The sequence below is a fragment of the Neolewinella aquimaris genome, from assembly GCF_014197245.1.
Lineage (GTDB): Bacteria > Bacteroidota > Bacteroidia > Chitinophagales > Saprospiraceae > Neolewinella > Neolewinella aquimaris.
The window spans coordinates 1-15,323 of sequence record NZ_JACIFF010000015.1 but is presented as its reverse complement, the minus strand read 5'-3'; the positions used below and the strand labels follow the sequence as shown (position 1 = coordinate 15,323).

General features: G+C 43.6%; 6 protein-coding genes. All 6 read left to right on the top strand.

The window, feature by feature from the left end:
• Window positions 1-150 precede the first annotated feature (150 nt).
• The 6 genes from GGR28_RS18680 to GGR28_RS18655 all read left to right on the top strand — a co-directional run bounded on the left by GGR28_RS18680 (window position 151) and on the right by GGR28_RS18655 (window position 15,019).
• Entirely contained in the window at window positions 151-2,022 is a 1,872-nt protein-coding gene (locus GGR28_RS18680; protein ID WP_183497356.1) for a hypothetical protein, read from the top strand.
• 1,337 nt (window positions 2,023-3,359) lie between these two features.
• Window positions 3,360-4,394, top strand: coding sequence for a Fic family protein (locus GGR28_RS18675; protein ID WP_183497357.1), 1,035 nt, complete (start codon window positions 3,360-3,362; stop codon window positions 4,392-4,394).
• A gap of 482 nt (window positions 4,395-4,876) precedes the next feature.
• Entirely contained in the window at window positions 4,877-6,232 is a 1,356-nt protein-coding gene (locus GGR28_RS18670) for a hypothetical protein (protein ID WP_183497355.1), read from the top strand.
• Between the two features lie 4,795 nt (window positions 6,233-11,027).
• A complete protein-coding gene (locus GGR28_RS18665) occupies window positions 11,028-12,146 on the top strand; it encodes a hypothetical protein (RefSeq protein WP_183497354.1) in 1,119 nt (372 codons plus the stop codon).
• A gap of 370 nt (window positions 12,147-12,516) precedes the next feature.
• The gene (locus GGR28_RS18660; protein ID WP_183497353.1) at window positions 12,517-13,557 is read left to right on the top strand and encodes a hypothetical protein; all 1,041 of its coding nucleotides are present in this window, start codon (window positions 12,517-12,519) and stop codon (window positions 13,555-13,557) included.
• A 391-nt stretch (window positions 13,558-13,948) separates the two neighbouring features.
• Window positions 13,949-15,019 (top strand): Fic family protein, encoded by a 1,071-nt coding sequence (locus GGR28_RS18655; RefSeq protein WP_183497352.1) that lies wholly within the window; start codon window positions 13,949-13,951, stop codon window positions 15,017-15,019.
• Window positions 15,020-15,323 lie beyond the last annotated feature (304 nt).

Genomic DNA, 15,323 nt, shown 5'->3' with positions numbered 1-15,323 from the left:
CAACCCGGCGAGGATGCGGGAGGGTTCTGTTTAAGGAAGAACTGAAAGGTTGGTGTATTTCGGTGTCTATAGAGCTAGTCGGTGGTAGCCGGGCTGACGTCTGCACACCCGTTAGATGCAACCAATAAACAACATTACAGAATATAGATAATGAGTGAAGTACGGATCGAGGATTTTTCACCCTTGTTTGGAAAGGTAAGCGTAAATTTCATTGGAGCCGCTGGTGATTTGTATGAAAAATTTATCAGGGTTAATGAGATCGATAGACAGAAAGATATTAACCACCTCGGATTATTGTCTTATACTTTTAACACTTTACATCACACCAGGTACGACTACCTAATGATTCAATCGGTGATTTCCGAATTAGTTGAAAATTCCTTCAAAGGGACAACTACTTCTCAAGGCGGACTCAGGATCAAAGGTGTAAACTATGGTGGCAACGAAATATTGAAGACTTGGTTCTTATTATCAAATCTTGGCCATTGCAAACATACTATTGGTGACGAAAAGGCATTGATGCTCCATGCTGTCAAGAGAAGAGGCTTTAAGTCATACTTGTCGAAATATATACTAGATAAAGATTTAAAGGTATGGGCTGGTAAGGTGATCGACAGGTTTGATTACATAAAATTTCACCACATCATATCTCTATACAGAATAAGCAAAATATTTCCTCGAAACAAGTCAAAGCAATTAAAATATACGAGCCTTTATAAATTATTATTGATGCCTGCTTCAACTATTGAAGGTGTAACCGATCAATTGAAGTTAGTTCGTTTAAAAACTTTGTATAGTAATATAAGAACTTTATCAATAATAGCATTAGATACTCAAAATTCCCATCTGCCAGTCTCAATTGATATATTGTCAACTATACTTTCTTTCGACTTCAACGTGGATAAGTTTCAAGGAAGGAAACTTTCACAACTTTACGATCCTCTAACTAATCTGCTTTACGACAAATTATATTTATCAACTCAAGCGCAGACTTTACAGCGATCCTACGAAGTGAGAGCTTTAAATAATTTAGTAGATTTAAGCTTTAAAGATATTGTTGAAACTGCCTTGTTGGAAGGATTATCGAACCCTAGTATCACTCATCTACGACACATAATTCGAAAGAAGTACATTTTAGCGAAAGGTCAAAAGATTAAAGATCATTTTAATATTTTACAACAAATTAAGTCAATAGATAGAAGCTTCGAATCCAGCATAGATTTTAATAGTATTACAAGAGAAACGGTTCTAGATATCTATTATGAAACTGAAACGTTTGATATCAATAAAATTGGATTGTTACTTACACATACAGTTAATCTTACTCAAATTGTAGATCGTAAGCAACTGTTGGAAGTAGTCGCAATTCATAGGCCTATCACCCAAGCTATAGTTAAAGGTCTAGAAAGCGAAGGAATAGATAATGACAAACGTGAAAAAATATTATTGCCAGTATTAGGATTGCTGTCACACGATCTTCAACAACAGCACTTTAGGGCTGATAAGAAATTTTTTAAGAATATATCTTGGTCAATCATTCGACTCTTTATTCATGACAAATTCTATTTTGATTTAGATAACTATCACGAAACAACTAGCTTTGGAATCATTTATCCTGATGGGACAAATGAATTAGATAAATTGATTGAAACCGAAAAAGAAAAGTTTCTTCAAAAGAATGAAGACCGCGTTAAAGAACTTGAACACATTCAAAAAGCGACTTCAAGAAGATTTGATGGATTTACCGTAGCATGTTTAGATCGAATACGGATATACGACTATTCTAAGCCACCCAGCAAAAGAGATGTTACAGATATTGACTCATTGGTCATAAAATTTAACCAAAACGAACTTATCGTCGAGTTTAATGAAACAAAGAATAAAAGAAATTGCGAAAATCGAGCTAAAAAAGACCTTAACGATAAGTTTGTAAGGATTCTCAATTCTACAGCCAAAGGATATCGAATTCATCCCGTAAAGAAATTTGGGGCTAAGGTGCGCATTCGAAAAACATGCATCTAACACCGCCTACCCGCACAGCCGCCGGGTAAGCTTTCGGGTGCTATTTGTGGTTTGAAAGAGGCTAAATTAAAATACACCACCCAAAGTGGTTCTTAGTGTTGGCGGCCGTCGGGTAGGCCCCCGTTGGCGGATATGCCATCATGCTAGACAGCCCAGCAGTGCCGAACAGATAAAAACGGCAACCAAGAAATGACGCTACCGCACGGGTTAGCAAACTCACCCAAGAAATGGTCGAAAGGATGATTACCTAGGCATTGAGTAATTCGGTTGCCGGCTAGAATTAGCAATTAGAAAAGAACGCTCCCGCCCAAACCTAAACCCGCATCATAGATATTACGCTACCGCACGAACCACCACTTTTTGCCTGGAAGATGGCCGGTGTGCTTACCCTCTCGCCGTTGAATTAGTTGGTAGTCGTTGAGAATTATTTACATGAGACGAACGCTACCGCCGAGACATGAGCACGCAGGACACTAATTACGCTACCGCACGGATCTGGACACTTAGTCTCCAGAGAGCCGTAGTGAGCTACACATTAGCTTGAGCTGATCGGTGGCCGTCAAGATTATTCCTTCAGGCCAGGCCAGGATCAGCTACAAGTAATCGATATCATCAACTCAAAAATTACCAGACGCACTAGGATTTCATCCATCCATCATCAACCATAACGGTCAGCCGGATTGCTGGTGGGTGGCGAGGCTGCCCGGCTGGTTGGCGCTGGCGTCAATCTGCAAAAATTCCCCTCCTCGGGGGTTTTTGCAGATGCCAGCCACCCCCACTCAGCCTCGTTGGTAACCGAATTGCTTTTAGTGCTCAATGGTGGCCCCATTCCTGATTCCCCATAGCTACCGCAGCGAGGCTGCCCGCGTCACGGATAACAGTATAGAGCAGTAGGGATTATTTATAAGAGTCAATTCTGATAAAGGAACCTTTCCAGTTACCTTGGACAATCGATCAGAACAAGAGATTTATTAAGAAAAAAGCACATCCGCCAACACCGTGCATACGCCAACCCGGCGAGGGTGGGGGAGGGTTCTGTTTGGAGAAGGAGTGAGAGGTTAGTGTGTCTCGATGCCTATAGAGCTAGTCGGTGGTAGCCGGGCTGACGTCTGCACACCCGTTGGGCGCAACCACTACCATAGCATACAGAGAATACAAGTTCCAAGGAGCATCGACCAGAAAAACGAACCCGTGCTCGTGGTGTCCAGCAGGTGATGATGATCAAACCCTGATGACGTGCTACTACTTGTTCAGGGACAAAAATGTTTTCGTGAAAGGACAAAATACGATAAATATGTCCGATTAAAACAGTATTTTTGTCCGATAAGATTGTTCTAATGGACCTACAAGCACAAATCCTTAAACTTCTTTCCAGTCAATCTGGACTTACTTCCTCCGAGATTCACGACAGAATAAAATCCACCAAGAGTGCCAAGACTACTAAAAGGGTACTTGATCAGCTGGTCGATAAAAAGCTGATTGAAAAAGAAGGGCTCAATAGATACACAAGCTATTCATTGAGTAAGTCCTATAGTATACTCCACTCTATCGACATTGACGAATACTTTCAACAAGATATTGATGAAAGGGATATTCAAAAAGCTTTCAACCACAAACTACTTCGTGAGGATTTGCACCGAGTTGACCTCTTCACTGATGAAGAGTATCGAAAATTAGAGACACTTCAGGGTGAGTATAGAAAAAATGTGTCTGGACTCAGCCCCACCCAATACCAAAAGGAGGTGGAAAGGTTGGCCATTGACCTGAGCTGGAAATCTTCCCAAATTGAAGGTAATACCTACACCTTACTGGAAACGGAAAGACTACTGAAGGATAAGGAAACTGCGGCCGGCAAGACGAAGGATGATGCGGTAATGCTGCTAAACCATAAAGAGGCGATTGATTTCATTGTTGATAATCCCACCTATCTTGAAATTCTATCCGTTAGACGTATTGAGGACATTCATAGTATTCTGGTTAATGAGCTGGGAATCGACAGGAATTTGCGAAGCAGAAGAGTTGGAATCACGGGAACGAACTATCGACCATTAGACAATGAATTTCAGATCAAAGAGGCCTTTATTGAAATGTGCCATCTTATTAATTCGAAGTCCAACGTATTTGATAAAGCCTTACTTGCCTTGGTATTGGTTTCTTACATCCAGGGGTTTAGTGACGGAAACAAAAGAACAGCGAGAATAACCAGTAATGCCCTGTTAATCGGTCATAAATACTGTCCATTATCGTTTAGGACCGTAAGTTCGATTGACTACAAGAAAGCGATGTTAATATTTTACGAGAGAAACAATATTACACCTTTCAAACGGATATTCATTGACCAATTCGAATTTGCGGTTAAAACGTACTTTTAGTAACTACCAAAAGGTAAAATGCGCCCAACACCGCGCCCAGCGTCAACCGGGGCTGGGTGATTGGAAGCAGGTAATTGCTATTGGAAGTCCGGGGTCGTGTCGTCGCCAATGGGCCAAAAGCTCCCGTTGGTCGGTTTTGGCCCATGCCGCCGCCCCGCCCCCTTTTCGTTGACTGGAAGCTGCTCGGTTCTATCCTTGAAGCCCCGGCTGCGTGGGCGCACCCGTTGCCCGCAACTAGTACAGTACTACCTTTCAATATTTCTTAGTGGATAGTTATGAAGTAAAGTAAGATACGCTATTGAGCTTATACTAATTTTGTTACTGTTCCTTAACTTTATGACTGGTAAGTACTTGAACTGAATTTACTTTACAATTTTTTACGCCAAGTACCAGTAATAACTTGACACTTAGGCAATGAACTTGTAAAGTAGATTTGGTCATCCTACTTAGTAAAACATAACCCGTCAATTCTACTATTCGAGATGAAAGCAACTATATCCTTAAATTCAATCGCCAATAAAAAATACTTGTTCTTTATTGCTTTTACTTTATTTGCCATAATTATTCCGGTCAACTTAGTTGGACAAGAAAGAAGCGAACTTCCACCAGGCTTGGACGGAATATTTCCTGATGCAGATAACATCGATTATAGCGAAATAAATCGATTCGTAACTCGACTAAGTAATACTTCAGTTAATCTTGATGAACTTATATATTGGACATCGGCGCAAGGTGAATTTTATATTCACTTGGAAGTCAATTTTTATGAATGGCAGGGTGGAGTAGATAAACCATTGCCAAAATACACTTTTTCAAAACTATATCAACAAACAATCGAAGATAAAAATAGCGTACACCGATTGGTTCAAAATAAGCTGACGTCTCTCTTAGCTCTTGATAAAATCACGAATGTTGGTATTAAAGTGAAAATTATCAAACAGAACAAACAGCAAGATGCTATAAATAATGTTTTGGAAGGCTACATCAATACGGCTATCAACAGTACAATTGCAACAAAACTTTTAAATGATCTTTTAGAAACACAAAAGAAAAACGACGACGAGTATTTGCTGTTTGATTCAGATTTCGACATTCCTCTCAATTCAGTTGAATTTTCAAGAAAAGCGAATAGTAGAGACTCATTACGATTAATATATAACAATAGTCCTATATACATACCAATAAAGAAGAAAGTTGATGATAATTTATTAAAGCCTAGTGTGGTTAGGGCTGCATTCAATGCACTTTCAAATTTGTCTGGTGTAATAACTGGCGAAACTTTCAATACAAGAGAAATTCCATTTGAAGGAATTATCAAATTACACTTTACCACGGATGATAACGTCAATGTCCCTGTTCCAATCAAGAAAGGTATTGATGATTTAGTATATTCATTATCGTATCGATCCGCAGAAAATAATAAATTTACTCAGGCAGTAGATGCTTTAAGTTCCTCGATAAATACCTATCGATTGACAGATGAAAACAATTATCGTCTGACATACGGAGCCCGTGAACTTATAAATTTAGCCAAGTCGTATGATATTTTCTTACGGGAAAAGGCAAGCTTAGATACGTCACTTGCAAAATTTCAAGATTTTCATAACGAATTTAGAAGATTTACACAAAACTTGAAGTACTCTGGAGAGACATATGGGTTTGCAGCCTATGGCATAGGTAATATCTATGGCGGTGATGATTTAGCAATAATATATGTTCCAATTGGCTTAGACGAAAGAACGATTAGAATTTTTCTGCAATGGCAAATAACAATACATAAATATTTAGAAGATCAGATGTACCATGAAAAATATAAGTTAGCTTACCGCCTAAATTAGATTGTTATGATTTAAAATAATTAATAATATGCGGGCAACACAGCAGCCACGCCAACCGGCTAAGGCCGGCTGCGTGGCTGCATCCGTTGGCGGATATGCCATCATACCAGACGACTCAGCAGTGCCGAAATATATGAAAGCGGCAACCAAGAAATTACGCTACCGCAAGGTTCCGCATGCTTGCTCCGATGATGGTCGAGAGGATGATCACTTTAGGCTTGAGTCATTCGGTAGCCGGCTAGAATCAGCGAGTGGACAAGGACGCTACCACCCAGACCTGAACCTGCATCATACATATTACGCTACCGCCCAGATTACCATTTTTTACCAAGAAGATGGCCGCCGTGCTTGCCCTTTCAAGGTTGAATTAGCTGGTAGCCGTTGAGAATTATTTATAGAACACGAACGCTACCGCCGAAACCTGAGTACGCAGGATACTTATTACGCTACCGCACGGCACTGGACACTCAGTATTTAAGCAGCCGCATTGAAGTGATTATTAGATTGAGCTGGTCGGTGGCCGTCAAGATTTATTTCTTCCGGCCAGGCCAGAATCAGCATAAAGAGATCGATATTATCAACTCAAATAATTACCAGTCGCACCTAGATTTTATCCATCCATCATCAATCATCCACCATAAAGTTCAGCCGGATTGCTGGTGGGCGGCGAGGATGCCCGACTGGGTGGCGCTGGCGTCAATCTGCAAAAATTCCCCTCCTCGGGGGTTTTTGCAGATGCCAGCCACCCCCACCCAGCCTCGCTGGTAACCGAATTAACTCTAGTGCCCAGAGGTGGCTCCATTCCAGATTTACCCATAGCTGCCGCAGTATGGATGCCACCGTCACAGATGACAGGGTAGAGGGGCCGGGATTATTTGTAAAGAACAAAACTGATATAGGTGCTTTCCCGCTTACCTTGGACGTTCGACCAGGATTAAGGATTTATTTAAAAGAAAGGCACATCCGCCAACACCGTGCATACGCCAACCCGGCGAGGGTGCGGGAGGGTTCTGTTTGTAGAAGGAGTGAGAGGTTAGTGTGCCTCGGTACCTATTTAGTTGGTCGGTGGTAGCCGGGCTGCGTCTGCACATCCGTTGGCGGATATGCCATCATACCAGACGGCTCAGCATCACCGAAAAATGAGAGAAAGCGGCAACCAAGAAATTACGCTACCGCAGGGGGCAGCATGCTTACCCGGATGATGGTCGAGAGGATGATTGCCTCCGTATCAAGTCGTTCGGTAGCCGCCTAGAATCAGCGAATTGACGAGAACGCTACCGCTCGAGCCTGATCTGACATCACAGCTATTACGCTACCGCACGAACCACCACTTTTTACCTGGAAGATGGCCGGCGTGCTAGCCCTTTCACCGTTGAGTTAGATGGTGGCCGTTGAGAATTATTTACAGAAGATGAACGCTACCGCCGAGACCTGAGCACACAGGACACTAATTACGCTACCGCACGAGCCACCACTTTTTACCTGGAAGATGGCCGCCGTGCTTGCCCTTTCACCGTGGAATTAGTTGGCAGCCGTTGACAATTATTTATAGGACACGAACGCTACCGCCGAAACCTGAGCATGCAGGATACTTATTACGCTACCGCACAGACAACTCTTCATACCTGGAAGATAGCCGGCAGCGTGATCTGGTTTTAGAATGGAGCTACTCGGGCGATGTCAAGATTTATTCCTTCAGGTCAGGTCAGGATCAGCAGCAAGGAATCAATATCAGCAACTTAGAAAATTACCAGACGCCCCAAGATTTTATCCATCCATCATCAACCATAAATTCTAGCCGGATTGCTGGTGGGCGGCGAGGATGCCCGGCTGGCTGGTACTGGCGTCAATCTGCAAAAATTCCCCTCCTCGGGGGTTTTTGCAGATGCCAGCCACCCCCACCCAGCCTCGATGGTAACCGGATTGCCTTTAGTGCTCGATGATGGCCCCATTTCAGATCAATCCATAGCTACCGCAGCGCGGTCGCCCGCCTCACCGACGAGAGGTAGAGCGGCAGGAACTATTTGTAAAGAACAATCCTGATGAGGCACCTTTCCGGTTACCTTGAGCAATCAACCAGGACGAGAGATTTATTAAAAAGAAGCACATCCGCCAACACCGTGCATACGCCAACCCGGCGAGGGTGGGGGAGGGCTCTGTATGGTAAAGTATCTAGGGTTGGTGAGTTCCACTACCCGTCATGCTAGTCAGTGGTAGCCGGGTTGCGCCTGCACATCCGTTGGCGGATATGCCATCATACCAGACGACTCAGCAGTGCCGAAATAAACGAAAGCGGCAACCAAGGAATGACGCTACCGCAAGGGTCAGCGTACTCACCCGAATGATGGTCGAATAGACGACTACTTCAGTTCTGACTCATTCGGTAGCCGCCTAGAATTAGCGAATGGACGAGAACACTACCGCCCGAGCCTGAACCCGCGGCACAGATATTACGCTACCGCACGGACCACCACTTTCTACCTGGAAGATGGCCGGCGTGCTTACCCTTTCACCGTCAAAATAGTTGGCAGCCGTTGAGAATTATTTAAAGGAGACGAACGCTACCGCCGAGGCATGAGTACGCAGGACACTAATTACGCTACCGCATGGACCACCATATCTACCTGGAAGATGGCCGCCGTGCTTGCCCTTTCACCGTTGAATTAGTTGGTAGCCGTCGAGAATTATTTATAGGACACGAACGCTACCGCCGAGATCTGAGCCCGCAGGACACCTATTATGCTACCGCACGGATTTGGACACTCAGCATTTATTGGGCCGTAGTGAGCTACATACTTGCCTGAGCTGGTCGGTGACTGTCAAGATTTACCCCTTCAGGCCAGGCCAGGATGAGCAACGAGGAATCAATATCATTCACATAACGTTGCCAGATGCACCAATGACTTCATCCACCCATCATTCATCATCCACCATTAATTTCAGCCGGATTGCTGGTGGGTGGCGAATGTGCCCGGCTGGGTGGCGCTGGCGTCAATCCGCAAAAATTCCCCTCATCGGGGGTTTTTGCCGATGCCAGCCACCCCCATCCAGCCTCCCGGGTAGTCGGATGATCTTTAGTGCTCGATGATGGCCCCATTTCAGATCAAGCCATAGCTACCACAGCGAGGCTGGCCAAGCGTCACAAACGAGAGGGGTGAGCGGGAGGGATTATTTGTAGGAATCAATACTGATGAAGGTCCCTTTCCGATTACCTTGAGCAATCGACCAGGCCTAAAGATTTAATTATAAAAAGCACATCCGCCAACACCGTGCATACGCCAACCCGGCGAGGGTGGGGGAGGGTTCTGTTTGGAGAAGGAATGAGAGGTTGGTGTGTCTCGGTGCTTATGGAGCTAATTGGTGGTAGCCGGGCTGACGTCTGCACACCCGTTGGCGGATATGCCGTCATACCAGACAGCCCACCAGTGCCGAAATAATCAAGAGCGGCAACCAAGAAATTACGCTACCGCACGGGTCAGCAAACTCACCCAAGAAATGGTCGAAACCATGATCACCTCGGCGTTGAGTCGTTCGGTTGCCGGCTAGAATTAGCGAATGGACGAGAACGCTACTGCCCGAGCCTGAACCTGCATCACAGAAATTACGCTACCGCACGGACCATTACTTTCTACCTGGCTGATGGCCGCCGTGCTTACTCTTTCACCGTGGAATTAGTTGGTAGCCGTTGAGAATTATTTATAGGATACGAACGCTACCGCTGAGACCTGAGCACACAGGATACGAATTACGCTACCGCACGGACCATTACTTTCTACCTGGCTGATGGCCGCCGTGCTCACTCTTTCACCGTAGGATTATTCGGTCGCCGTCAAGAATTATTTATCACACACAACCTGATCGCCGAGATATGAGCCTGCAGGGCAGCTATTACACTACCGCACAGATCTGGACACTCACCATTTATTGAGCCGTAGCGAGCTACATATTAGTTAGCTTGAGCTGGTCGGTAGCCGTCAAGATTTATTTCTTCCGGCCAGATCAGGATCAAAAACAAAGAATCGCTGTCATTCACATAACATTATCAGACGCACCAACGACTTCATCCATTCATCATCAATCATCATCTATGAATTTCAGCCGGATTGCTGGTGGGCGGCGAGAATGCCCGGCTGGTTGGCGCTGGCGTCAATCTGCAAAAATTCCCCTCATCGGGGGTTTTTGCAGATGCCAGCCACCCCCACCCAGCCTTTTTGGTGGCCGGATTGACTCTAGTGTTCAGTGGTGGCACCATTCCAGATTTACCCATAGCTACCGTAGCGAGGTCGGCCTGCGTCACCGATGACAGCATAGAGCAGTAGGGATTATTTATAAGAGTCAATTCTGATGAAGGAACCTTTTCCGTTACCTTGGACAATCAGTCAGGACTGGAGATTTATTAAAAAGAAGCACATCCGCCAACATCGTGCATACGTCAACCCGGCGAGGGTGGGGGCGGGCTGTGTTTGGTGAAGGTTCTAGGGTTGAAGTATTCCGGTGCCTATTGAGTTGATCGGTGGTAGCCGGGCTGACGTCTGCACACCCGTTGGGCGAAAGGAGCCGGCATTAGGCCGGCCCGAAGACACTGTATAATTTACAAGAATTAACGAACCTGGAGGGTGGATCAAACCAATTACACCATCAATTAGGTAAGCACTGGTTAGGGGGTATCAATGGGTGAAATTATCTTGGAATTAGAGAATAGTTAATAAATCTCAGGAGGTAGTATCTTTGGATGATGAGGTCAATTTCGCTACTACTACTATTATTGATGACTATGTTTTGTTGTAATAATTCATTGGACAGTGAAACCAAATTATTAGAAAATACTGTATGGGTATTGGTTAAGCAAGAAGCAACAGAGAAACAGAATTTTATCAAGGTAATTGGTCCTATAATCTTGCATTTTACTCAAGACACAATGACGATGATTCCAAATGATGAAAAAAATAGCGTTTCTGTTGAATATAGCCTAATAGGTGATCAATTGAATGCTGACTCTCTTTTCAATGGAACTGTAACAGGAGTTGGCGGAGATAACATGACTCTCATTCCGAACGATAGCACTGAGGTTATCCATTTTGTAAGTGTGGATAAGTTGAATTCTCCTGTTGAACAAGCAAAAGACAAAATTATAAATATCCTCACTTCAACACCTACCCAAATGAGATTAGATAATGACACTACACAGTTTTACTTTAATATAATTCCCGAAGCAGCTGAATATGTTCCTTTCACCCCTAACATTGTTCATTACAGAAAATCAAATTGTACCGCGGGAGATTGCTTCAAAGGTGAAAAGGTGGAGAATTGGTCATTTAAGACTATAGAGGGTAGGGCGGTTTTGATTTATTCTTACTATAGTTATGATTATGAAATTTTAGAGATAAAAGAAATTACTCCTTTCAACGAGTTGTCATTAAAATATATTAATAGTCAAGTAGGTAACATAAATTCAACAGGATCACTTGTTCCCATAAGTTTAGACACAAATACATATTTTGGATTAAATCAGAGGATTATCGGAGAATGGTCACTAAGCAAAATTGTCAGCAGTAAGCCCGAATTAGACTCAATCAGAGCGTATAGGAATTACCGCGAATTAAACGACTTCTACAAGCGGCGTTTAGTTCGGCAGAAGGATTTAAATACTGGTAATGTAAATTTGATTTTCTCCGAAGGTAAATACGACTTTAGCGTAGGCGGATACCAATTGGTAGATCGCGAGGGCTATGAAATAACGAAAGATGGGAAATATATAGTGGTTGGTAATGGGATTACAAAAAATGATTATATAGAGATTATTTCAGTTAGTGAAGATAAATTAGAAATTAATATGACTTTGTACGTGGATACTTTAGGTACAGGCAAACAGGTTCACGAAGTTAGCATGAATTGCATCTATGTTAAAAGATGAATTCGCCCAACACTGCGCCCAGCGTCAACCGGGGCTGAGTGGCCGGGTGTTGGTGAGGTTCTATTGATGTCCGGGTACGTCCCGTCGTCAATGGCCCGAAAGCTCGGCTAAAGCCTCGGTTTCGGGCCATGTCGCCGCGCCGCCCCCTCGTGGGTGGGGTTAAAGTCTGTACCTTCGACCAATTGAATGCCCCGGTTGCGTGGGCGCCCACGTTGGGCGAAAGACCGCCATTAAAGGCGGTATAAACAAAGATTCCACTATGACATACGACCAATTTCACGGTTATCAAAAGTCAGAAAGCTAAACCTACATCTACCTTATAATTATTGTAATTTTGGGTTTTGAACTATGAAACATTATTTATCCTACCATGGTAGATTTGCAAGACTCATTGAATCTATATTGTCCTGAAGTACGTTATCACCGAGTTTTTCGAGATGATGTATTGAATATTTTTGAGTCCAATTTAAAGGATGAATGTTTGCGTACATACGGTGGATTTGAAAAAATTGTATCAAAGTTGTTGAGTAGTGAAAGCGTCAAATTATGTTGGTATATATCTAAACGAACCTCCCCTAATGCTGCTGCTGGCTTGATTCCAAATTCCCGAATAGGCATTATTCGTATAAATGCTGGCCTCATTTTGCGTTCTAAGAACTTATTTCTCGATCTAACTTGTGACGATAATTCTCGGTGGGTAGGAGAGAGATTAGACCGACTATCAAGATTGTTTGAAGGTGACTTCAAAGGCTTATTGTTTGATCTAGCAATGATTTTTTCATTTTACCATGAACTCGCACACATAAATCAGAAGCTTAATAATAAGTTATATGAAAAATTGTCATCTACGAAACCGCACAATTTAACTGACAGAGAGAAAAGAATCTTAAACTACTTGGAATATGATGCGGATATTTACGCCTCACTCACTGTGACTGACCATCTTATCCACAATTATTTTGACAGAATCAATTATTCGTTGATTACTGAAGAATTAATGGGCGACTCAATAGCATTACTTTGTTTACCAATCTACATTTCGATGTCCCAATTCAGAGATTTTGATCAAGGCATTTATCAATTTGGTGATTCACATCCACATCCTAGAATGCGATTATTAGTTTCAACATACCATTCAATTTCCCAATGTGTTGATTATGTAATGGTCAAAAATATCAATTTTGAAATTGACCCGCTACCAGTCTTTAAAAGCATGATCGAATTAAGTAAGGTTTTATACCACGATAATTTGACTCTAATGGACTCTCTTTTAAAGGAAATAGATTCTACGGAAAGTTTCGATATTGAAAATTTTCTAAATGACATTTTGAGGATAGTAAACAATAACAAAGATTTTGCAACTTCTATGAGGCATGAATTAGCTTTGTCTCAACGAAGTTCTCACAATTGAAGTAGCTCTAAGATTTGGGTTTTCGAGAAGATTGACTCATTTATAATTCGCCCAACACTGCGCCCAGCGTCAACCGGGGCTGGTGAATTCGGAGTTGGTTAGGTGCTAGTGATGTCCGGGTTCGTCTCGTCGTCAATGGTCCGAAAGCTCCCTTCCGCTGGTCGGTCGGTTTCGGTCCATGCCGCCGCGCCGTCCCCTTGTGGGTGGGGTGAAGTTGGTGGCTTCGAATGAATGAAGCCCCGGCTGCGTGGGCGCCCACGTTGGGCGCAACAAGTATACAACCCGGGCTAAAAATATGCACGTTGGTGGATATTGGCTTTTCATGTAAAGAAAATGGAAAATATCATGCTTGAAAAGTAAAGTTTGCCTAGCTTAGCCTAAAAATTATGCTATGCCAACTTGGTCAATAGAATCAATTCCTAACCACGCCACCCTAGAAACGAGGAAGATTCTGAAAATACTGCCTCAGGTTCACGCATCGCTGGCTGAACTGAAGGGAGTAGCTGCTTCTATCCCCAGTCAGTCCATTCTCATGAATACTCTTGCCCTTCAGGAGGCTAGAGACAGTTCAGCCATCGAGAATATTATTACAACTCAAGATGCGCTCTTTAAAGCCGAACTAGATTTAAAGTCCTTCGGTGATCTAGCCGCTAAGGAAGTACAGAATTACAATCGCGCCCTACAGAAGGGGGTCAGCTTAGTGAAGTCACGGGGACTGATCACGAACAGTACGATCATTGACATTCAAGAAGAAATAGAGCGGAACAACGCAGGCTTCCGCAGAGTCCCGGGAACAGAATTGAAAAATGCTATAACTGGGGCCACGATCTACACCCCACCGCAGGACTATGATACGATCATGCGGCTAATGGCCGATCTTCAAAATTACATCAATGACGATGAGATTAACGATTACGATCCTCTCGTCAAAATGGCCATCATTCATTATCAATTTGAAAGCATCCATCCATTCTATGATGGGAACGGGAGAACGGGAAGGATCATTAATATTTTATATTTGATCATGAGGGGACTACTGAATCTACCCATTCTGTACCACAGCAGCTACATCATCAATTATAAGAGTGAATACTACCGACTGTTTCAAGAGGTGAGAGAGCAGAATCAGTGGGAGAATTGGATCCTCTTCATGGTACGTGGAGTGGGGGAGACAGCCATTCGGACCATTGAAAAAATCAATGCCATCCGCAATCTGATGCGGCAGATGAAGAGTGAAATTAGGAAGGAAAATAAGTTTTATAGTCAGGATCTGCTTAATACCTTATTTCAGCACCCCTATACCAAGATAGAATTTGTCATGCGGGATCTACACGTCTCGCGATTGACGGCAGCCAACTACCTGAATACGCTGGCGCAGCAAGGGTTTTTACGCAAGGACAAACTGGGAAAAAGTAATTATTACGTCAACGAGGAGTTGATGAAAATCCTGAACAAAAATTAATGCGCCCAACACCGCGCCCAGCGTCAACCGGGGCTGGGGGAGGGGAGTGCTGGTTTGGCTACCTAGAAGCCCGCGGGATCGTCCCGTCGCCAATGGACCGAAAGCTCCCGTTGGTCGGTTTCGGTCCATGCCGCCGCGCCGCCCCCGCTCGTTGGTAGGTGGTTAAGTTGGTTCCTTCGTATTGTTGAAGCCCCGGTTGCGTGGGCGCACCCGTTGGGTGCCATACCCAACAAAAATACCAGGGATTATCACCCCACCCGCCGGTTGAACTTAGGACAGATCGGAGGTGATAGGATGGTCGGTC

Bases quoted from the DNA above. Each gene is read 5' to 3' on its own strand.
- GGR28_RS18680 (WP_183497356.1), top strand. From the start codon at position 151: ATGAGTGAAGTACGGATCGAGGATTTTTCACCCTTGTTTGGAAAGGTA.
- GGR28_RS18675 (WP_183497357.1), top strand. From the start codon at position 3,360: ATGGACCTACAAGCACAAATCCTTAAACTTCTTTCCAGTCAATCTGGA.
- GGR28_RS18670 (WP_183497355.1), top strand. From the start codon at position 4,877: ATGAAAGCAACTATATCCTTAAATTCAATCGCCAATAAAAAATACTTG.
- GGR28_RS18660 (WP_183497353.1), top strand. From the start codon at position 12,517: ATGGTAGATTTGCAAGACTCATTGAATCTATATTGTCCTGAAGTACGT.
- GGR28_RS18655 (WP_183497352.1), top strand. From the start codon at position 13,949: ATGCCAACTTGGTCAATAGAATCAATTCCTAACCACGCCACCCTAGAA.